The organism is Acetobacter sp. AN02 (genome assembly GCF_029759835.1).
In the GTDB taxonomy this organism is placed as follows: domain Bacteria; phylum Pseudomonadota; class Alphaproteobacteria; order Acetobacterales; family Acetobacteraceae; genus Acetobacter.
The window spans coordinates 1-19,533 of the sequence record NZ_JAJJND010000046.1 but is presented as its reverse complement, the minus strand read 5'-3'; the positions used below and the strand labels follow the sequence as shown (position 1 = coordinate 19,533).

Annotated in this window: 16 protein-coding genes; 9 read left to right on the top strand and 7 right to left on the bottom strand. The window is 62.2% G+C overall.

What is annotated here, in order from left to right; all coding sequences use genetic code 11:
* Positions 1–95: 95 nt before the first annotated feature.
* Positions 96–977 (bottom strand): phosphoserine phosphatase SerB, encoded by an 882-nt coding sequence (gene serB, locus LOC54_RS07175; protein ID WP_279313140.1) that lies wholly within the window; start codon positions 975–977, stop codon positions 96–98.
* A 56-nt stretch (positions 978–1,033) separates the two neighbouring features.
* On the opposite strand from serB, the gene miaA reads away from it, so the two are divergent.
* The 5 genes from miaA to LOC54_RS07150 all read left to right on the top strand — a co-directional run bounded on the left by miaA (position 1,034) and on the right by LOC54_RS07150 (position 7,001).
* A complete protein-coding gene (gene miaA, locus LOC54_RS07170; RefSeq protein WP_279313143.1) occupies positions 1,034–1,972 on the top strand; it encodes a tRNA (adenosine(37)-N6)-dimethylallyltransferase MiaA in 939 nt (312 codons plus the stop codon).
* Between the two features lie 102 nt (positions 1,973–2,074).
* Positions 2,075–3,898 carry a biosynthetic-type acetolactate synthase large subunit gene (gene ilvB / locus LOC54_RS07165; protein WP_279313139.1) on the top strand — a complete coding sequence of 608 codons (1,824 nt, stop codon included), beginning with the start codon at positions 2,075–2,077 and terminating at the stop codon, positions 3,896–3,898.
* Positions 3,899–4,034: 136 nt separating this feature from the next.
* Positions 4,035–4,580: an acetolactate synthase small subunit gene (gene ilvN / locus LOC54_RS07160; protein WP_279313142.1), complete on the top strand. Its 546-nt coding sequence runs from the start codon at positions 4,035–4,037 to the stop codon at positions 4,578–4,580.
* Positions 4,581–4,634: 54 nt separating this feature from the next.
* Positions 4,635–5,654, top strand: coding sequence for a ketol-acid reductoisomerase (ilvC, locus tag LOC54_RS07155; protein ID WP_279313141.1), 1,020 nt, complete (start codon positions 4,635–4,637; stop codon positions 5,652–5,654).
* 153 nt (positions 5,655–5,807) lie between these two features.
* Positions 5,808–7,001 (top strand): MFS transporter, encoded by a 1,194-nt coding sequence (locus LOC54_RS07150; RefSeq protein ID WP_279313138.1) that lies wholly within the window; start codon positions 5,808–5,810, stop codon positions 6,999–7,001.
* Between the two features lie 117 nt (positions 7,002–7,118).
* On the opposite strand, the gene LOC54_RS07145 is transcribed toward LOC54_RS07150, so the two are convergent.
* A complete protein-coding gene (locus LOC54_RS07145; RefSeq protein ID WP_279313137.1) occupies positions 7,119–7,526 on the bottom strand; it encodes a hypothetical protein in 408 nt (135 codons plus the stop codon).
* 217 nt (positions 7,527–7,743) lie between these two features.
* On the opposite strand from LOC54_RS07145, the gene rapZ reads away from it, so the two are divergent.
* The gene (gene rapZ, locus LOC54_RS07140) at positions 7,744–8,736 is read left to right on the top strand and encodes an RNase adapter RapZ (protein ID WP_279313136.1); all 993 of its coding nucleotides are present in this window, start codon (positions 7,744–7,746) and stop codon (positions 8,734–8,736) included.
* A gap of 67 nt (positions 8,737–8,803) precedes the next feature.
* Here the strand turns inward: rapZ and LOC54_RS07135 are convergent, their stop codons facing one another.
* Genes LOC54_RS07135 through thyX form a run of 3 tightly spaced genes read right to left on the bottom strand, consistent with a single transcriptional unit; the run spans position 8,804 to position 12,126 of the window.
* Positions 8,804–10,939: a M3 family metallopeptidase gene (locus LOC54_RS07135; protein ID WP_279313135.1), complete on the bottom strand. Its 2,136-nt coding sequence runs from the start codon at positions 10,937–10,939 to the stop codon at positions 8,804–8,806.
* A gap of 14 nt (positions 10,940–10,953) precedes the next feature.
* Entirely contained in the window at positions 10,954–11,211 is a 258-nt protein-coding gene (locus tag LOC54_RS07130; RefSeq protein WP_279313134.1) for a hypothetical protein, read from the bottom strand.
* 3 nt (positions 11,212–11,214) lie between these two features.
* Positions 11,215–12,126 carry an FAD-dependent thymidylate synthase gene (gene thyX / locus LOC54_RS07125; protein ID WP_279313133.1) on the bottom strand — a complete coding sequence of 304 codons (912 nt, stop codon included), beginning with the start codon at positions 12,124–12,126 and terminating at the stop codon, positions 11,215–11,217.
* 184 nt (positions 12,127–12,310) lie between these two features.
* Here thyX and LOC54_RS07120 point away from each other — a divergent pair, with 184 nt between their 5' ends.
* Positions 12,311–13,105 carry a hypothetical protein gene (locus LOC54_RS07120; protein ID WP_279313132.1) on the top strand — a complete coding sequence of 265 codons (795 nt, stop codon included), beginning with the start codon at positions 12,311–12,313 and terminating at the stop codon, positions 13,103–13,105.
* 154 nt (positions 13,106–13,259) lie between these two features.
* Here the strand turns inward: LOC54_RS07120 and LOC54_RS07115 are convergent, their stop codons facing one another.
* Positions 13,260–14,849 carry a Na+/H+ antiporter gene (locus LOC54_RS07115; protein WP_279313131.1) on the bottom strand — a complete coding sequence of 530 codons (1,590 nt, stop codon included), beginning with the start codon at positions 14,847–14,849 and terminating at the stop codon, positions 13,260–13,262.
* A gap of 262 nt (positions 14,850–15,111) precedes the next feature.
* Between LOC54_RS07115 and LOC54_RS07110 the strand changes: the two genes are divergently transcribed.
* A complete protein-coding gene (locus LOC54_RS07110) occupies positions 15,112–16,314 on the top strand; it encodes a pyridoxal phosphate-dependent aminotransferase (RefSeq protein WP_279313130.1) in 1,203 nt (400 codons plus the stop codon).
* 105 nt (positions 16,315–16,419) lie between these two features.
* A complete protein-coding gene (locus LOC54_RS07105) occupies positions 16,420–17,634 on the top strand; it encodes a pyridoxal phosphate-dependent aminotransferase (protein WP_279313129.1) in 1,215 nt (404 codons plus the stop codon).
* A 55-nt stretch (positions 17,635–17,689) separates the two neighbouring features.
* On the opposite strand, the gene LOC54_RS07100 is transcribed toward LOC54_RS07105, so the two are convergent.
* Positions 17,690–19,168, bottom strand: coding sequence for an oligopeptide:H+ symporter (locus LOC54_RS07100; protein WP_279313128.1), 1,479 nt, complete (start codon positions 19,166–19,168; stop codon positions 17,690–17,692).
* Between the last annotated feature and the right edge of the window lie 365 nt (positions 19,169–19,533).

The window sequence follows — 19,533 nt, the reverse complement described above, 5'->3', positions numbered from 1 at the left end:
AAAAACCGTCAATCAAAGCGCCAAAACCCAGAAATTACTCGCCAAGAACATCAATCAACGGTTCTTCGATCCCTCCACGTCTGGTCGCCGACGTGTTATCCGGAGCGGAAGGCTGTTGCGGGATAGCCCTGAGCGAAGAGGGCGGCGCGGAGGGTTCCGTGGTCGATGCGGTTGGTGATTTCCCTGCGGACGACGGGTTTTCCGTGGAATGCGAGTCCGAGGCCTGCGTTGCGGAGCATGGGGAGGTCGTTCGCGCCGTCTCCGATGGCCAGTGTGGCGGCGGGTTTTACGCCGCGTTCTTCTGCGATCCGTGTGAGGTGCTGCAGTTTTGCGTCCGGTCCGAGGACGGGTTCTCCGGTTTCTCCGGTGAGGATTCCGTTGTTTTCCAGCAGTGTATTGGCGTGATCTTCGGTGAAGCCGCAGAGGGTTTTCACGCGTGAGGTGAAGAAGGTGAAGCCTCCGGAGACCAGGGCTGTCGTGGCGTTATGGGCGCGCATGGTTGCGACCAGTTCGCGGGCTCCGGGGGTGAGTTCCGTTTTTGTCCAGACCTGTTCGAGCAGGTCTGCGGATTTGCCTTTGAGCAGGGCGACGCGTTCGCGCAGGGCCTGTTCGAAGTTGAGTTCTCCGTTCATGGAGCGGCGGGTGATGGCGGTGACCTCTTCGCCGATGCCTGCGAGGGCTGCGATTTCGTCCAGGGTTTCGCTGGTGACGATGGTGCTGTCCATGTCTGCGACGAGGACGGCCTTGCGGCGGCCGCGGCTTTTTGTGACGAGGACGTCGATGCCGTAGCGTCCGAAGGCGGCGCGGGCGGCGTCGTGCTGTGCGGGTTTTATTTCTCCGCAGGGGATGTCTGCCGCTTCTCCGGGTGAGAGGATGACCGGCTGTCCGCCTCTGACCATATCGCGGGCGGCGGAAATCTGGCTGTCTGTCAGTGTTGTCGCCTCGCGGGGGGCGACGAGTGTGAGTATGAAGCTCATGGTCTGGCCGATGTGACAGGGATGAGGGCGTGAGGCAAGAGAAACGACGGGCCGTGATGATTGCTGGTCCGACCTGTTCGGGGAAATCCGCGCTGGCTCTGGCGGTTGCCCGGGCTGCGGGCGGGGTCGTGATCAATGCGGACTCCATGCAGGTTTATCGTGAACTCCGGATTCTGACGGCGCGTCCGTCTTTGCAGGAGGAGGCGTGTGTGCCGCATCGTCTTTATGGCGTGCTGCCTGCGTCGGAGGCCGGGAGTGTGGCGTGGTGGCGTCTGCGGGCTCTGGAGGAGATGGAGCGGGCCTGGTCTGCGGGGGCGGTTCCGGTTCTGTGTGGTGGCACGGGGATGTATCTGCGGGCGCTGACGGCGGGGCTGGCGGAGATTCCCGATCCCGGGGAGGAGGCGCGGGCTGAGGCGCGGCGTCTGGCGGAGGAGATCGGTTCTGCGGCGCTGCATGCACGTCTGGCTGCGGCTGATCCGGAGACGGCGGCGACGCTGCGTCCGTCGGACACGCAGCGTGTGTCCCGGGCCTGGGAGGTGTGGCGCGGGACGGGGCGCGGGCTGTGTGCCTGGCGGCGGGAGGCGGCGCTTCCGGCGGCGGCGTGCCGGTTTCGTGTGATCCGTCTCAGCCCGGAACGTGTGGCGCTGCGGGAGGCGATTGCGGTGCGGTTTGAGGCGATGATGGCTCAGGGGGCTGCGGATGAGGTCCGGTCCCTGCTGGCTCTGGGTCTGTCCCCTGCCCTTCCGGCGATGCGGGCGCACGGGGTTCCGGAGATTGCGGCGATGCTGCGCGGGGAGCTGACGGAGGCGGAGGCGCGGCTCCGGGCGGTGACGGCGACGGGGCAGTATATCCGGCGGCAGGCGACGTGGTTTGCGCATCAGCGTCTTGTGCCTGAGGGCGATGAAATTATTTTTGAGATGGAAAATCGCATTTCTGAGCAATTTATGGAAAGGTATATGCAGAAAATATTATCATTTATTGAAAATGACGGTTGACGGAGCGTATGCGGGGGCTTACACCCGCCTTCCCGTCGCCTTGTCCCTGAAGGCCTGGCGCGACCAGCAGATCCGGTTTTGTCTGACCGGGAGGCCGAGGATATGAACGCGATCACGAATACCGGGACACAGCCTGAGCGGGCGCCTGAGACCTCATCCGCGATGCCGGGTGCCGAGGTTCTCATCCGTGCGCTGACCGAGCAGGGCGTTGAGGTTGTTTTCGGTTATCCCGGCGGTGCGGTTCTTCCGATTTACGATGCTCTGTTCAGGCAGGACAGGATCCGTCATATCCTGGTGCGGCATGAGCAGGCTGCGGTTCATGCGGCGGAGGCCTATGCCCGGTCCACGGGGCGTGTGGGTGTGGTTCTGGTGACGAGTGGTCCGGGGGCGACGAATGCCGTGACCGGTCTGCTGGATGCGCTGATGGATTCCGTTCCTCTGGTGTGTCTGTGTGGTCAGGTGCCTGTGGCTCTGATCGGCAATGATGCGTTTCAGGAGGCTGACACCACGGGGATCACCCGTCCGGCGACGAAATACAATTATCTTGTGAAGCATCCTGATGAGCTGGCGCGGACGGTTCATGAGGCGTTCGAGATTGCGCGTTCGGGGCGTCCGGGTCCGGTTCTGGTGGATCTTCCCAAGAACATCACGGTCGGGGATGCGCCCTATCTTCCGCCGGCGCGCAATGGCCGCCGGTCCTATCAGCCGCAGACGGAGCCTGATCCGGCGGTGATCCGCGAGGCTGTTGCGGCGATGAAGGGGGCGAAACGGCCTCTGTTCTATGTCGGCGGCGGCGTGATCAATGCGGGTGCTGAGGCGTGTGCGGAGCTGACGGATTTCATCCGGCGCACCGGGTATCCCTGTGTGCAGACCCTGATGGGTCTGGGGGCGTTTCCGGGGACTGATCCGCAGTCTCTGGGGATGCTGGGGATGCACGGGACGTATGAGGCCAATCTGGCGACGCATGACTGTGACGTTCTGATTGCGCTCGGGTCGCGTTTTGATGACCGGGTGACGGGGCGGGTTGATAAGTTCTCTCCGCATTCCTTCAAGATTCACGTCGATATTGATCCGGCGCAGATCAACAAGATCATCCGCGTGGATATGCCTGTCATCGGCGATGCGGGGCGTGTGATTTCCGCGATGGTGCGTGAGTGGGATGCGCAGCCCGGCGAGCCGGATGCGGCGGCGCTGGACGCCTGGATGGCGCGGATTGAGGTGTGGCGGGCTCTGGACTGTCTGCGGTTCACGCAGGATCCGGCTCCGGATGCGGTGATCAAGCCGCAGCAGGCGATCCGCCGGATTTATGAGCTGGCGCGTGAGACCGGGCGGGAGACGTATGTGTCCACCGAGGTTGGCCAGCATCAGATGTGGGCGGCGCAGTTTTTCCGGTTCGATCATCCGCAGCGCTGGCTGACATCGGGTGGTCTGGGGACGATGGGCTATGGTCTGCCGGCGGCGATGGGGGCGCAGATCGCGCATCCGGAAGCTCTGGTGATCGATGTGGCCGGTGAGGCGTCCACGCTGATGAACATTCAGGAGCTGGGGACGATTGCGCAGTATCGTCTTCCGGTGAAGGTGTTCATCATCAACAACCATTATATGGGCATGGTGCGGCAGTGGCAGGAGCTTCTGCACGGGTCGCGCTATTCCGAGAGCTATTCCGATGCGCTGCCGGATTTTGTGAAGCTGGCGGAGAGTTTTCATGCGAAAGGCATGCAGGTGACGCGACTTGCGGATCTGGATGGTGTGATCCGTGAGGCTCTGGCGCATCCGGGGGCTGTGGTTGTCGATATCTGCGTTGCCGAGGGGGAGAACTGTTTTCCGATGATCCCGTCGGGGGCGCCGCATAACGAGATGATCCTGGGGCCTGAGCAGGAGCAGCGGTCGAAGGGGATTGGTGAGGAAGGCCGGATGCTCGTCTGATTTTCCGTCTCCCTTCGGGGTTTGCGTTGTGCGGGGCGGTGTGTCCGTCTCTGTTTTCTCTTTATTTTCCGTGATGCGGGGTCTGTCCCGGCTGCGGAATTTCTGTTTCGGGACCTGACTGATCATGAGCCAGACGATGGGAGCTTCCGTGACCGGAGAGCGCTACATTCAGGGTGATATCGAGACGTTCCAGCGGGCTGTGATTTCGGCTCTGGTGGATAATGAGAGCGGTGTTCTGGCCCGTGTTGTCGGTCTGTTTTCCGGGCGTGGCTACAACATCGAGAGTCTGACGGTGGCTCCGGTGACGGAGGACGGGTCTCAGTCGCGCATCAACATCGTGACCTGCGGCACGGTGGCGATTATTGAGCAGATCTGCGCGCAGCTCGACCGTCTGGTTCCGGTGTGTCATGTGGTCAATCTGACGGCGACGGGACCGCATATTGCCCGTGAGATGGCTCTGGTGAAGGTTGTATCCACGGGTGAGCCGAGGACGGAGGCGCTGCGGATTGCCGAGGCGTTCCGGGCGCGGGCGGTGGACACGACGGCGCGGTCTTTCGTGTTCGAGCTGACCGGTTCGGCTGACAAGCTTGACAGTTTTATCGATCTGATGCGGCCTCTGGGCCTGGTGGAGATTTCCCGCACGGGAGCTGCCGCTCTGGTCCGCGGTCCTCAGACGATCTGACGCCGGGGCGGGATGCCTGCGGCTGTTTTGGAAAGGTAGGAAAAAGTAATGTCCATGCGTGTCTATTATGATCGCGATGCCGATGTGAACCTGATCAAGAACAAGAAGGTTGCGATCATCGGTTACGGCAGCCAGGGCCATGCCCATGCCAACAACCTCAAGGACAGCGGCGTTAAGGACATCGTTGTCGGTCTGCGTGCCGGGTCTTCTGCCGTGGCGAAGGCTGAGGCTGCGGGCTTTAAGGTCATGACGCCGGACGAGGCTGCGAAATGGGCTGATGTGGTGATGGTTCTGACGCCGGATGAGGGTCAGGGCGCGCTGTATAGGGACAGCCTGGAGAAGAATCTGAAGCAGGGTGCGGCTCTGGCTTTTGCCCATGGTCTGTCGATTCATTTCCGCATCATCGAGGCCCGTCCGGATCTGGATGTGTTCCTGATCGCGCCGAAGGGTCCGGGGCATACGGTCCGTTCCGAGTATCAGCGTGGCGGCGGCGTTCCGTCTCTGGTGGCTGTGGCGCAGAACGCGTCGGGCAATGCGCTTGAGATCGCGCTGTCCTATGCATCTGCCAATGGCGGCGGTCGTGCGGGCATTATCGAGACGACGTTCAAGGAAGAGGTCGAGACCGACCTGTTCGGTGAGCAGGCGGTTCTGTGCGGCGGTGTCGTTGATCTGATCCGTGCCGGGTTCGAGACGCTGGTTGAGGGCGGCTATGCTCCCGAGATGGCGTATTTCGAGTGTCTGCATGAGATGAAGCTGATTGTGGATCTGATCTATGAGGGCGGCATCGCGAACATGAACTACTCCATCTCCAACACGGCGGAGTATGGTGAGTATGTGACGGGTCCGCGCATCATCACGCCGGAGACGAAGGCGGAGATGAAGCGGGTTCTGACGGATATTCAGGACGGCACGTTTGTCCGCAACTTCATTCTTGAGAACCAGTCCGGCGGTGTCGGGTTCAAGGCGATCCGTGCGCGCAATGACGAGCATCTGATTGAGAAGACCGGTGCGAAGCTGCGTGAGATGATGCCGTGGATTACGAAATCCAAGCTCGTTGACAAGGCGAAGAACTGATCTTTTCTTCCGGTTTCCGGGTATGGCCTGTCCGTCTCTTTCCAGGGGCGGGCAGTTTTTTTGTTTTTATGTCTCCGGGCGGGCGTGATTTTCCGGACGATCGGCTATGATGCCGCGTTTTGTGTCCGGCGGTTTTATCCGGGGGGGGGGTTCATGACGCAGTCGGATTTCAGATTGTCTCCTGCCATGACGGGTGTTTTTGCGGCGGCCTGTGGTCTGGCCGTGGCCAATATCTATTACGCGCAGGCTCTGATCGGTCCGATCACGCGTGAGCTTGCGGTCTCTCCGGCGCTGGCGGGGAGCATCGTGATGTTCAACCAGATCGGCTACGGGGCCGGTCTGTTTTTTATCGTTCCGCTGTCTGACCGTTCCGAGAACCGGCGTCTGATCCTGATGACGTTTGCGGGTCTTGTGGCGGCTCTGGTCGGGGCGGCCCTGAGCCGCAGCGGCGGGCTGTTCATGGCGTGTTCGGTGGCTGTGGGGCTGTGTTCGGTGGGGTGCCAGATCCTGCTGCCTCTCGCGACGCGGTTTGTGACGCCTGCGGAGCGCGGGCGTGTGATCGGGAACATCATGGGCGGGCTGCTGACGGGCATCATGCTGTCCCGGCCTCTGGCGAATGCGGTTGCGGCGGTGTTCGGCTGGCGGGCGATGTTCTGGATTTCCGCTGTGATGATGGCTCTGACGGGTGCGGTTCTGTGGCGTGTGTTGCCGCGATATACGCCGGAGCATCGCATGTCCTACGGGGCTCTGCTGCGGTCGATCGGGCATCTTGTGGCGGAATATGCGCCGTTACGGCAGCGTATTTTGTGTCAGGGGCTGCTTTTTGCGGTGTTCAACATGTTCTGGACGTCTGTTCCGCTGATGCTGCATGCGCGTTTCGGTCTGGGTCAGGCAGGGATTGCCGCTTTTGCGCTGGCCGGGGCCGGCGGGGCTCTGGCGGCGCCTGTGGCCGGGCGGCTGGCGGATGCGGGATATACGCGTGCGGCGACCTGGGGGGCGATCGGGGTGATCGGCTGTGCATCGCTGCTGTCGGGTCCGGCTGTTTCGGGTGATTGGCTGATCGGTCTTGCGGTTCTGGCTCTGTTTCTGGATGCCGGGGTTCAGACCAATCAGATTGTCAGCCAGCGTGTGGTTTATGGTCTGCATGAGGGATCACGCGGGCGTCTGAATGCAGCTTATATGACCGCGATCTTTCTTTTCGGGGCGGCCGGGTCCGGCATCGGGGCGGCACTTTACAGCAGGTGGGACTGGTGGGGGTTTGCGGTTGTCGCGGTTCTGCTGTGTGTTGTGAATGCTGCGATCTATGCGCTGTTTCTTCTGCGGCGGCGCGGGACGGGTGTGGTCTGAGGCGGTTTCAGGTTTCGTCTTTCTTCCTGAGCTGATCTTCAAGAAAGAGGATACGCATTCTGGCCTCTGTCAGGGCGCAATGCGCGAGCGGGGCCGCCCGGGTCCGGATCGGAGGGATCAGATATGCTGTTCCCTGATCCGTGCGACGAGTTCGACTTCGATCTCGACATCCGGCCTTTCGAAGCTGTCCACGATCTGGAAGACCGAGGCGGGTGTGGCGTCCGCGAAGGGATCTCCGAGGCCGGACAGACAGGACGGGAGGCGCTGTGCGTCCCGGACACGGTAGATCACCTTGACCACGTCCTCGAGGGCGACACCGGCTTCCGAGAGCGAGTGGACGCCGTGGGTGACGGCGAGGCGGAGCTGTTCGCTCATGCGTTCGGGGTAGCGGCCGGTTCCGGCGTCGTATCCGGTCAGGCGGCGGAGGGTCAGGCGGCCGTGTCTGCGGTCACAGGAGAATTTCACCGGTTCCCGGCCCGGGTGTACGGAGGTGCCATTCCTGCGTGTGATCTGTTGTGCAAGCATCGCTCCGCCTCCTCTGCCTCTGTGTCACGAAATGGTCATAATCCGATCAGGGTGCAGAGGGAAAGATATTTTGTTACAAATTTTTGGTAATTTTTTTCCTTAACTGCATCGCCGGGGCGGAATATCTGCAATATTCCGTCAGGATGTTGACCATGCCTCTGCCTTATCCTTAACGTTACGATCTGCCTATCTGTTCCACAGGCCTCAAGGAAAACAGGTGATCACCTCGTCTGATGGCAACCTGACCTCCCCTCCCCGCGTGCTGCTGGTGACCGGGCTTTCCGGAGCCGGGAAGTCCACGATTCTTCATATTCTTGAGGATCTGGGGCGGGAGGTTATTGATAATCCTCCTCTGGGGATGCTGGATGCGATTGCGGCTAGGGCGGACCGGCCTCTGGCGATCGGGGTGGATTCCCGCACGCGCGGCTTTGATGCCCGCAGCGTTCTGGAGGCTCTGCTGCGGCTCAAGCAGGGGCCTGGTCCTTCTGCCGAGCTGATCTATGCCACGGCGGATGAGACATCTCTCCTGCGGCGTTATACCGCCACGCGGCGGCGGCATCCTCTTGCGCCTCTGGGGAGCGTGAAGGAGGGGATCGAGGCGGAGATCGCGCTGACCGCGACGCTTCGGGACAGGGCGGATCTTGTCATTGATACGTCTGATCTTTCCACGCCTGAGTTGCGGCGGCTTGTCGAGACTAGGTTCGGGGACTGGCTGCGGGGTCCTGGTGAGGGGCTGACGGTGACGCTGATGTCGTTTGCCTATCCTGCCGGGCTGCCGCGTGAGGCGGATATGGTGTTTGACGCGCGTTTTCTGCGTAATCCGCATTATGAGGCCGATCTTCGCGAGAAGACGGGTCTGGATGAGCCTGTTGCGGCCTATGTCAGTGCTGATCCGGATTATGCGGCGTATTTTACCGGTATTCTTTCCATGCTGTGTCTGATTCTGCCGCGCTTTGTGAAGGAAGGAAAGAAATACGCGACGATTGCGATCGGCTGTTCAGGCGGTCGGCACCGCTCCGTGACGATTGCGGAGGCTCTGGCGCGGCAGCTTGTCAGGCCTGAAGGAGCCGGTCCGGGGAGTGATGCATGGCCTGTGGCCGTGTTCCACCGGGAGCTGTCGCGTGTCGGGGAGAGTGGTCAGGAACGCGGGGGCTGGCGCTGGGCGCGGTCCCCCGGCGGTCCTGACGGCGACGCTCCTTCCGGGGACTGACGCCGTCGGGGTCTGAAGGCTGGCGCCGGGCGGCCCGGGAGCCACCCGGGCCGCCGTGTGGCGGAGATCAGTCTCCGCCGGGCAGCAGGCCGCGATGGCGCAGCATCGGATCGATATCCGGGTCCTTGCCGTAGAAGGCGCGGAACATCGTGGCGTAGTCTTCGGTGTGTCCTCTGGAGAGGATCATGTCGCGGAAGCGCTGTCCGTTCTCGCGTGTCAGGCCGCCGTGCTGGCGGAACCAGGACCATGCGTCGTCATCGAGCATTTCTGTCCACAGATAGGCGTAATATCCGGCCGGGTATCCGTTGGACCAGATATGCAGGAAGTAGGACGAGCGGTAGCGCGGGGGGACGTCGTCCGTGTCCAGCCCCATGCGGCTCAGGGCGGCTTTTTCGAACTCGTCCGTTTTCTGGCGCGGCTGGTCGGCTGTCAGCATGTGCCAGTCGAGGTCGAGCTGTGCGGCGGCGACGATCTCGCCCAGTGCGTAGCCCTGGTTGAAGGTTGCGGATTTACGGATTTTCTCTGCCAGTTCCTGCGGAACGGGAGCGCCGGTTTTGTAATGCCGTGCGTAATGCGCGAGGACTTTGGGATCCAGTGCCCAGTGTTCGTTGAACTGGGACGGGAATTCCACGAAGTCTCTGGCGACGTTCGTGCCTGAGACCGCCGGCCAGTCCTGATTTGCGAACAGGCCGTGCAGGGCGTGTCCGAATTCGTGGAACATGGTTGTCACGTCGTCGAAGCTGATCAGGGCGGGCTGACCTGCGGCCGGTTTGGGCAGGTTGGCGACGTTATAGATGACGGGTTTCGTGCCCAGCGCTTTTGACTGTCCGACGAAGTTGGACATCCATGCGCCGCCGTTTTTGTTGTCGCGGGCGAAATAGTCGAAATACATCAGGCCGAGCGGGGAGCCGTCCTTGTCGAACACTTCATACACCATGACATCGGGCTGATAGACCGGGATATCGGTGCGTTTTCTGAATGTGATTCCGTAGAGCTGTGTTGCGGCGTAGAACACGCCGTCCTGCAGCACGGTATTGAGTTCGAAATACGGGCGGACCTGTGCAGCATCCAGATTGTAGCGCTGTTTTTTCAGGCGGTCTGCATAGAAGGACCAGTCCCAGGGTCTGAGCGCGAAGTTTCCGCCGCTGTCCTTTATGAGTTTCTGCAGGTCCGCGGCTTCGCGTTTCTGGTTGACTGCCGTGGCCGGGATCAGTTTTTTTATGAAGCCTGTTGCCTGTTCTGGTGTTTTTGCCATCTGGTCATACAGGACATAGGCGGCGTAGTTCTTATATCCGAACAGGGCGGCTTTCTGTGCGCGGAGCTGTGCCAGTTCCTCGATCAGCGCGCGTGTATCGTTCTTTCCGCCGTTTTCCGCCCGCAGCCAGCTCTGGCGGAACAGGGCTTCGCGTGTGCTGCGGTCTTCGAGCGCGCCCAGAGCAGGCTGCTGTGTGGTGTTCTGCAGCGGCAGGAGCCAGGAGTGGTTCAGGCCGCGCTCTTTTGCTGCTTTTGCCGCGGCGTCGATCTGTTCCTTCTCCAGACCTCTGAGCTTGTCCGCGCTGTCGGTCACGAGGGCGGCTTCTTTTGCGGCGGCGAGGAGTTTCTGAGAAAATGCCGTTTCCAGAGAGGCGATTTTCGTATTCAGGCTGCGCAGGGTTTTCTGTCCGTCTGCGGAGAGCTGTGCGCCTGCATGGACGAAGTCCTGGTGATAGAGGTCCAGGACCTGTTTCTGTTCCGGGTTCAGGCCGAGCGTATCGCGGTGTTCGTAAAGAGTTCTGATGCGCTCGAAGAGTTTTCCGTTCAGGTAGAGCGAGTCCTGGTGCGCGCTGAGCTGCGGTGCGACTTTTTCCTGCGTGCGGTCCAGTTCGGGGCTTGTATTTGCGGAGACGACCCCGAAGAAGGTTTCGCTGACGCGGTCGAGCATGCGTCCGGATTTTTCGAGTGCGCCGATGGTATTATCGAAATCGGGTGCGGCCGGGTTGTCTGCGATCCTGCGGATTTCCGCGTCATGTTCCTTCATGGCCTGTTCGAAGGCCGGGAGATAGTCGGTGTCGCGGATCAGGTCGAAGCGCGGTGCGTGGTAGGGCAGCGTGCTTTCCGTGGCGAACGGGCTGGTGCGGGCTGCGGAGGGGGCGGCTGTGGCCGTGTTCAGTCCGGTGAGGAGTGTGGCGGCGGAGAGGAGGGGCAGTGTTCCGTATCTGCGCATTCTGGTTTTCCCTGTTATCGGTTTTCTGTCTGGTCTTTTGTGTTCGGGGCGGTTTCAGCGGGAGTTTCCTGAGACGGGGCCGGAGTGGTGTGTATGATGTCGGAGAGCGGGACCGGGTGTTGTACGGGCAGGAAGATTTTCAGGGCGACCCAGGCGGCCACGAGCAGGGCGGCGAGCAGTCCGAACGGGAGGAGTGACGGCTCCCGTCCGGGGGGTCTGAGCTTCCGGAGATCTTCCGGCATCTCCTTTGCTTTTTCGTACAGGTCCTGCATGGATCAGCCTGCCAGCGCGGCCTGCATCTCGTCCCACTCCCGGCGCGTGAGGCCGGAATCCGGCTGTGTCACGTTTTCTCCGGCGAGTCTGCGGCGCAGGACGGCGAGCATGGTTGAGGAGAATGTGAAGGCGCCGATGCGGTAGTCCGAGAAGGCGCCGGCGGTGACGGGTGTCCAGGCCTTGAGCACCTCGAACATGGCTTCCGCATAGACGCGGATTTCGTACTGGGCGTGCGGGTCCGCGCGCAGGGAAAGGAAATGCATCAGGTTATGCAGGTCCGTTTTCCAGTACCACTGGGTATAGGCGTTGAGTGTGAGGTTCATGCGGGCGAGTTCGCGGGCGAGCCCGTGGCCGTTTTCGTCCTCTCCCAGCATTTTCTCGTAGTTGCGGTAGCAGCGGGCGGCGTCGTCACGCAGGATGTCGAGCACGTCCGCGGCGGCCTGGCCTTCCAGGATTTCTCCGCGGCCCTGGCGGTTGTTCCTGCTCTGGGCGGCGAGGTGCTGCGACTCGGGAATGTAGAACTCGTTATCGAGGATGGAATACCGTGCGGAATATTCGTTTACGTTTGCGGTACGGTGTCTGATCCACTGGCGTGCGACGAAGATCGGCAGTTTGATGTGGAACTTGATCTCGCACATCTCGAACGGGGTACTGTGACGGTGCCGCATCAGGTAGCGGATCAGTCCGGCGTCTTCGGAGACCTTGCGGGTTCCCTTTCCGTAGGAGACACGTGCGGCCTGCACGATGGCGGAGTCGTCTCCCATGTAGTCGATCACGCGGATGAAGCCGTGATCGAGCACGGGGATCACCTGGAAGAGCATGTCTTCGAGGGCGGGAACGGTCGGGCGGCGGGTGCGTGCCTCCTCGCCGGAATGGGCCGCAATCTCGGCCGCCTGTTCGTCTGTAATAGCCATGGTGTCTGCATACACGATAAGTCACGCAGGGGACAGGTATAGGCTGGGGTTCCGCCCTGTTTCGGGGTGGAATTTCATGTTCTTATTTCATACCGGATTTCAGCTCCTGATGCATTCTGACGCCGGTCCCGTTTCCGGGTCCGCCCCTTCCCTTTCGTGTCCTTCCCTTCCCTGTTCCGCGCATATGTCCTCCCGTTCGCGGCGGCTTCATGTCGTGACCACCCGTTCCAACCCGCTGCAGTGGTCTGTTCCTGACCGGATCTATCACGAGTGGGCGCAGCATATGCTGGCGTCGGGCGTGCATCTGACGGTTGTTGAGTGCCAGTATGGCGACCGTCCGTTTACCTGCCGCATTCCCGGCGTTCATCATGTCGGGGGCCGGGCGGACAGTCTGACCTGGGTGAAGGAGCGGTGTCTGAACATCGGCATTTCCCGGCTTCCGGATGACTGGAACTATGTGGCGTGGATCGACAGCGATATTTTCTTCCGTCGTCCTGACTGGGCGCGCGAGACGGTTGAGGCGCTGCAGCAGTTTGACGTGATCCAGCCCTGGACGGACTGTTATGATCTTGGTCCTGACGGCGGGCACATGCTGGTGCACCGGTCATTCTGCCGCATGTGGATGGACGGGGAGCCGATCCTGCAGGGTCCGGGGGCGCATCGTTCTCCCTATCGTTTTGCTCATCCGGGCTATGCCTGGGCGGCGCGGCGTTCTGCCCTGTCCTCGCTGGGGGGGGGCTGGCTGATACGGCGGTTCTCGGCTCTGCGGATCATCATATGGCGCTGGCTCTGGCCGGGCGGGTGCGGGAGAGCTGGCCTTCAGGGATTTCCGAGGGGTACAGGCGACCCCTTCTGCAGTGGCAGGAGCGGGCCGGACGCCATGTCGCGGGGAATTTCGGGGCGATTGCCGGGACGATCGAGCATCATTTCCACGGATCGAAGCGCGACCGGGCCTATGAGGGGCGCTGGGACATCCTGATCCGCAACCGGTTCAGTCCGGAGACGGATCTGATCCGTAACACCTAGGGGGGTCTGGGAGCTGGCGGGCAACAAGCCGCGCCTGCGCCGTGACATGGCGCGGTATTTCCGGGCGCGCAATGAGGATGCGAACGTGATCTGAGGGGCGTGCCCGGTTATTCCTCTTCCTCGTGCAGGTGAAGGCCGGCTGTCATTTCCTGGAGATCGAGGTTCAGCCCCAGTTCGCGCAGTGTGTGATCATCCACTTCACCCTGGTTGTGCAGTCTGACGATTTCCTTGCGGCCTGCGTCGATGGCGGCGAGGACGACGTGGAAATGGGCTTCTTCCTTCGGCCGGTGTTCTTCCGGGCTTGCGGCGTATTCGACGGTGGCGCGGGCCATATGGGTATAGCGTTCGACCAGGCGGGGGTGGAGTTCCTCTCCGTCCGGGCCGCGTGAGAGGGCGATGACGGCGCGTTTCTGGGCTTCTGCGACTTTCATCCAGGCGATGTTGGCGCTGTTGCGCCGGACGAGGAGTTCCTCCGCGCCGGACAGCCGCAGGAAGCGGATGAGCCATCCGAGGCTGGTTCCCTGCCCAAGTACGGTGACGAGGATCACGCTGAAGGCGCAGATCTGGGCGAGGTCGCGCCCTGGCATTTCATCCGGGAGGGACAGCACGCCGACCAGGGTGACGACGCCGCGCATTCCGGCCCAGCTGAGCACGGTGGCTGAGGCGAAGGTGTCTTTCCGGCTTTTCTGTCCCGAGAAGAGATGTTCGATGAAGGTCGTGCCGTAGATCCACACGAAGCGGGAGACGATCACGGCGGCGATGACGCCGAGTGCGGGCACGACCAGGGCGACGATTCCGTCGGGTGCCGCGAGCATACGGGCGAAGGCGCCGTGCAGGGACATGCCGATCAGCAGGAAGACGACGGATTCGAGCACGAACACCAGCACGCCCCAGAAGGCACCCGAGCGGACGCGGACGGTGGCGGTGAAGGTGCGGAACTGCCCCTGTCCTGTGATCAGTCCTGCCGCGACGGTGGCGAGCACGCCGGAGCCGTGGATCCATTCGGCGGCGATGTAGGAGATCGTGGCGAGGAGGAGTGTGGCGACGATGCTCAGTTCGCTTTCGGGCAGGCGCCTGAACACCCACTGTCCGGCAAATCCGGCGATGATTCCGACGACTGTGCCTGCGCCTGCGACCCACAGGAAGGAGCCGAGTGCGGCGCCGGGGCTGAACATGCCGGTCAGTCCGGCGGCGACGGCGAAGCGCAGCAGGACGAGGCCGGTTGCGTCATTGAGGAGGCTTTCGCCTTCGAGCAGGGTTGTCAGGCGGACCGGCAGGCTGAGGCGCTGGAGGATGGCTCCTGCGGCGACGGCGTCGGGCGGTGAGACGACGGCGCCGATGGCGAAGCAGACAGCCCAGGGCAGCGAGGGCACGAGCAGGTGGACGACGACGCCGACGACCAGGGTTGTGAAGATGACCGCGCCGACGGCGAGGGAGATGATCCCGGGCAGGTGGGTCCGGAATTCGGCCCAGGCTGTTCTGAAGGCACCTGCGGAGAGCAGCGGCGGCAGGAAGATGACGAGGATCAGTTCCGGATCGAGTTCGAACCGGGGCATTCCGGGGATCAGGGCCAGGGCGATTCCGCCGACGATCAGGGCGGCGGCCGGGGGCAGGCGCATTTTGCGTGCGACGAGTTCGAGCCCGATGATGACGACCAGCAGAAAGACCAGAAGCTCGTATTGATGGACGGCGGACACGGGCTTCTCTCCTCTTTGCGGCAGCCGTTCTGTCATGACACGAAGAACAGCTCTGCGCCACCTGCATGTCTTCGTGGACCGATTATCTTACACAGAGGGTCTGCCGGGATTCTGCCGAGGGGACTCCAGGGGGGGCCGGGGCTGTCTGATCAGGGCCGGGGCGGGCGGGTTCGCGGATAAGTTCGGGGCGGGCCGTTTCGCGGGGCGGGGAAACGCTTTATGGTTATGCGCCGAATCAGAACCGAGAGTGTGAGTCCACACCATGCAGCTCATCGCAGACCGTCTGAACCGGGTCAGTCCCAGCCAGACCATCGTCATTTCCACGAAGGCCCGTGCCATGAAGGCGGAGGGGCGCGATGTGATCAGTCTCTCTGCCGGTGAGCCTGATTTCCAGACGCCGGTGCATATCCGGGCGGCGGCGATTGCGGCGATCGAGGGCGGGCAGACGAAATATACCGACGTGGCCGGCACGCCCGAGCTGCGGCGGGCGATTGCGGAGCGGTTCCGTCTGGATTCCGGGCTGGATTACAGTCCTGAGGAGATCATTGTCTCCACGGGCGGCAAGCAGGTGATCTATAACGCGATGACGGCCACGCTCAATGCGGGGGATGAGGTTGTGATCCCCTCCCCCTGCTGGGTGTCCTATCCGGATATCGTGTCTCTGGCGGACGGGACGCCTGTGGTTGTTCCGTGTCAGGCGGAGAATGGCTTCCGGCTGACGGCTGAGCAGCTTGAGGCGGCGATCACGCCGCGGACCAGGTGGTTCATGCTCAATTCGCCGTGCAATCCGACGGGTGCGGCCTATTCCGAGGAGCATCTGCGGCCGCTGTGCGACGTGCTTCTGCGGCATCCGGATGTATGGATTTTCACTGACGATATTTATGACAAGCTGGTTTATGACGGGTTCCGTCCTGCGACCATCGTGCAGGTGGAGCCGCGGCTGCGGGACCGGACCGTGACGATGAACGGCGTGTCGAAGGCCTATGCCATGACCGGCTGGCGCATTGGTTTTGCGGGGGCGCCGGCGGTGCTCACAAAGGCGATGAACAAGCTGCAGGGGCAGTCCACCTCAAATACCTGTTCCATTGCCCAGGCGGCGGCGCTTGAGGCCGTGACCGGGCCGCAGGATTTTATCGGGGAGATGGTGGAGGTCTATCAGGCCCGGCGTGATCTGGTGGTGTCCATGCTCAATCAGGTGCCCGGTCTGAGCTGTGCCTGTCCGGAGGGGGCGTTTTATGTGTTCCCGTCCATGGAGGGCTGTCTGGGCCGGACGTCTGCGGGCGGGACGCTGATTTCCTCGGATGAGGATTTTGTCACGGCGCTTCTGGAGGAGCAGGGCGTGGCGGCGGTTCACGGGTCCGCATTCATGTTCCCCGGGCATTTCCGCGTGTCCTACGCTACGGATACGGAGAGCCTGCGCGAGGCGTGTGCGCGCATCCGGCGGTTCTGTTCCTCCCTGACCTGAGGGGGGATCTGCCGGTTTTTCGACGCGGTGCGGGACCGGTTGGTTGTGCGTGTTTTTTACGGGCGGGGTGCAGGCCCCGTTCCTGTCACGAGACGGTGCGGTATCATGAGCGGACTTCCCGGGTTTGCGTCACGTCTTTCCGGTCTTCCGGCGGCGGCGACGATCGAGATGGCGCGGCGGGCGCGGGCTCTTGCGGCGCAGGGGCATGATGTCATTTCGCTCGCGCTCGGGGAGCCGGATTTTGCCTCTCCGGATATTGCGGTCGAGGCGGCTTATGAGGCGGCGCGGGCCGGTCAGACGAAATATCCGCCCGTGGATGGCACGCCTGTTCTGAAAAAGGCTGTTGCGGACAAGTTCCGTCGGGAGAACCGGCTGGAATACGCCCAGGATGAGATTATCGTCTGCAATGGCGGCAAGCAGGTGATTTTCAACGCGTTCATGGCGACGGTTGATCCGGGGGATGAGGTTGTCGTTCCTGCTCCCTACTGGGTGAGCTATCCGCTGATTGCCCGGATGTTCGGCGGTGTTCCGGTTTATGCGGCCTGTCGTGAGGAGGACGGGTTCCGGCTGACGGCGGCGGCTCTGGAGGCGGTTCTGACGGAGCGCAGCGTGTGGCTGGTTCTGAATTTTCCGAACAATCCGACGGGGGCTGTCTGCTCTGAGGAGGATTATCACGCCATTGCCGCAGTTGTCCGGCGTTTTCCGAAGCTTCGTATTCTGTCGGATGAGATTTATGAGCATCTGACTTTTGACGGGAAGAAGCACGTATCCTTTGCGGCTGTCGTGCCGGATCTGAAGTATCGGATTCTGACGCTTAACGGCATGGCGAAGGCTTATGCCATGACGGGCTGGCGTGTTGGTTTTGCGGGCGGGCATCGTGATCTGATTACGGCCATGAGGGCGGTTCAGAGCAATGCGACGTCGGGCATCTGCACTCTGGCCCAGGCCGGAGCGGCGGCGGCGCTGAATGCAGATCTTGCAGAGTCTGTCCTGGAGATGCGCGAGACCTATGCGCGGCGGCGCAGTCTGGTGGCGGACGCGCTGCGTCGTCTGCCGGGTGTGAGCTGTGCTCTGCCGGACGGGGCGTTTTATGTCTATCCGGGGATTGCCGGATGTCTGGGGAAGACATCTGCGGGTGGACGCAGGCTTGAATCGGACAGGGATTTTGCGTTTGCGCTTCTGGAGGAGGCGCATGTGGCCACGGTGCCGGGCGAGGCGTTCGGGCTTTCCCCTTATCTGCGGCTTTCCTGTGCGACGTCTGATGAGATGCTGCGCGAGGCGTGTGCGCGGATCGGGCGGTTTGTGAGCGGGCTGTCCTGAGGGCGGTCTGACCATCGGGCGGAGCGGAGTTTCCGCCCGATGGTCCGTTTTGCGTTCAGCCGCCTGTCTGCTGGAATTCGCGGTCCCATTTACGGGCGAGAGGGAGCAGCAGGGCGAACAGGATCGTCCCGCCTGCCCCGACCAGGGTGAGCATCCGGAAGAGATCCGCGTAGACCGGCAGGGTTGCGGCCGGATCTGCCGTGCTGCTGGCGGCCGGGAGTGCCGCCATGCTGGCAACGAAGCTTCCGAGATACATGGAGATCCCGACCGAGAGGAAATACGCGCCGCTCATAAAGGCGCCTATGCGTCTGTCCACGTATCGGGCGATGAAGGCGAGGCCGAGAGCGCTGATGAGGAGTTCGCCTGTGGACTGTGCGCCGTAGGCCCAGAACATGACCCAGGGGGAGATCATCGGCTCGGGTGACCAGGCGGCGCTGAGCCACCAGATGGCGAAGGCCAGGGTGACCAGTCCGAACCCTGCGACGAATTTTGAGGCGATGGAGAAGTCCCTGCCTGCGGCGGCCATGCGTGCGTAGACGCGGGCGAGGATCGGGCTGGCGAGGATGATCCAGAACGGGTTGAGTGCCTGGAGCTGTCCGGCGGTCAGGCTGAACAGCGTGTGTCCGGCGATGGTGAAGTCCTGGCGGACATTGTGTTCCGCGAAGAGGATCAGGGATGTTGATGTCTGTTCGTAGAAGATGAAGAACAGGATGGTTTCCATGACCAGGAGGCCGACGAGCCTCAGCCCGGCTCTGGCCCGGCGGTCTGATCTGAGATAGATCGCGGTCCAGCCGATCAGAACGCTCAGTCCGGCCAGCCAGACGATGGCTTTTGCGAGCGACTGGCTGGACAGGATGATGCCGACGAGGGCGGTCGAGACCAGTACGCCGCCGCATGTGAACAGCACGGATGTGACCGGGAAGGGCCGGAAATCGGGTTCTGATCCGACATGTTCGAGTGCGCGCCGTCCGAGGAGCACGCTGGCGAGGCCCGAGAGCAGTCCGGCGCTGCAGGTTGCGAAGGGGGCGAACCATCCGACATGGGCCGCAAGCCAGGGGGTGAGCAGCAGGGAGACCATCGATCCGACGTTGACTGCCATATAATAGAGCGTGAACGCGGCATCGATCCGGGCGTCGTCTCCGTCATAGATCCGGCGGACGAGATTGGCGGCATTGGGTTTGAAGAGGCCGTTTCCGACGGCCACCAGGCCCATTCCGGCGTAGAGCATTGCGGGGACGAAGGTGGCGAGACCGAGCAGGGCATAGCCGAAGCTGAGCGTGAGGCTGCCTGCGATAACCGCGCGGCGGGAGCCTGTCACGCGGTCTCCCAGCCAGCCTCCGGCGGCGGGGATGGCGTAGGTCAGGGCGGCGAAGGCACCCATGAGCAGGGTGGCGTTGATTTCAGGAAAATGCAGGGCATGCACGAGAAAGAGCAGGAGGACGCCCTGCATTCCGTAATATCCGAACCGTTCCCACAGTTCGACGGCCAGTACGACTGAAAAGGACCGGGTTCGGGAGACGGGAGGTGCGGACATTCGGACTCTTCTGCTGCAGGACGGTTTCCCGCATGTCGCCCTTTTGCCCTGCTGCGTCAATCTTTGAGCGGTCTGTGCCTGCGCCGGGATTTACGGTGATCCGGCGTGATGTCTGTATGCGGAGATCAGGAACATTCCTGTCTCCGCATACAGAATATCTCAGGCGGAAAGCGCTGCCGGGCTGCTGTCCATGCCGCGGATGCCCTGGAGACGACGGTTCTGGGCGTTAACGAGACGCTCCATTTTCCGCAGGTCTGATACCAACCGTTGATTGCTAGAACCTATGTACCCAATTGCGCAGTCCGATTGACATGATGCGCCAAGGTTGTTCGACGATCTGGTTCCAGGCATGGCAGGCGATATCA

Excerpts from the sequence above, each read along its gene's own strand:
- LOC54_RS07100 (WP_279313128.1), bottom strand. The coding sequence starts at position 19,168 with ATGTCCGCACCTCCCGTCTCCCGAACCCGGTCCTTTTCAGTCGTACTG.
- LOC54_RS07135 (WP_279313135.1), bottom strand. The coding sequence starts at position 10,939 with ATGCGCAGATACGGAACACTGCCCCTCCTCTCCGCCGCCACACTCCTC.
- serB (WP_279313140.1), bottom strand. The coding sequence starts at position 977 with ATGAGCTTCATACTCACACTCGTCGCCCCCCGCGAGGCGACAACACTG.
- LOC54_RS07145 (WP_279313137.1), bottom strand. The coding sequence starts at position 7,526 with ATGCTTGCACAACAGATCACACGCAGGAATGGCACCTCCGTACACCCG.
- miaA (WP_279313143.1), top strand. The coding sequence starts at position 1,034 with ATGATTGCTGGTCCGACCTGTTCGGGGAAATCCGCGCTGGCTCTGGCG.
- ilvN (WP_279313142.1), top strand. The coding sequence starts at position 4,035 with ATGGGAGCTTCCGTGACCGGAGAGCGCTACATTCAGGGTGATATCGAG.
- LOC54_RS07150 (WP_279313138.1), top strand. The coding sequence starts at position 5,808 with ATGACGCAGTCGGATTTCAGATTGTCTCCTGCCATGACGGGTGTTTTT.
- ilvB (WP_279313139.1), top strand. The coding sequence starts at position 2,075 with ATGAACGCGATCACGAATACCGGGACACAGCCTGAGCGGGCGCCTGAG.
- LOC54_RS07105 (WP_279313129.1), top strand. The coding sequence starts at position 16,420 with ATGAGCGGACTTCCCGGGTTTGCGTCACGTCTTTCCGGTCTTCCGGCG.
- LOC54_RS07130 (WP_279313134.1), bottom strand. The coding sequence starts at position 11,211 with ATGCAGGACCTGTACGAAAAAGCAAAGGAGATGCCGGAAGATCTCCGG.
- ilvC (WP_279313141.1), top strand. The coding sequence starts at position 4,635 with ATGCGTGTCTATTATGATCGCGATGCCGATGTGAACCTGATCAAGAAC.
- thyX (WP_279313133.1), bottom strand. The coding sequence starts at position 12,126 with ATGGCTATTACAGACGAACAGGCGGCCGAGATTGCGGCCCATTCCGGC.
- LOC54_RS07110 (WP_279313130.1), top strand. The coding sequence starts at position 15,112 with ATGCAGCTCATCGCAGACCGTCTGAACCGGGTCAGTCCCAGCCAGACC.
- LOC54_RS07120 (WP_279313132.1), top strand. The coding sequence starts at position 12,311 with ATGTCCTCCCGTTCGCGGCGGCTTCATGTCGTGACCACCCGTTCCAAC.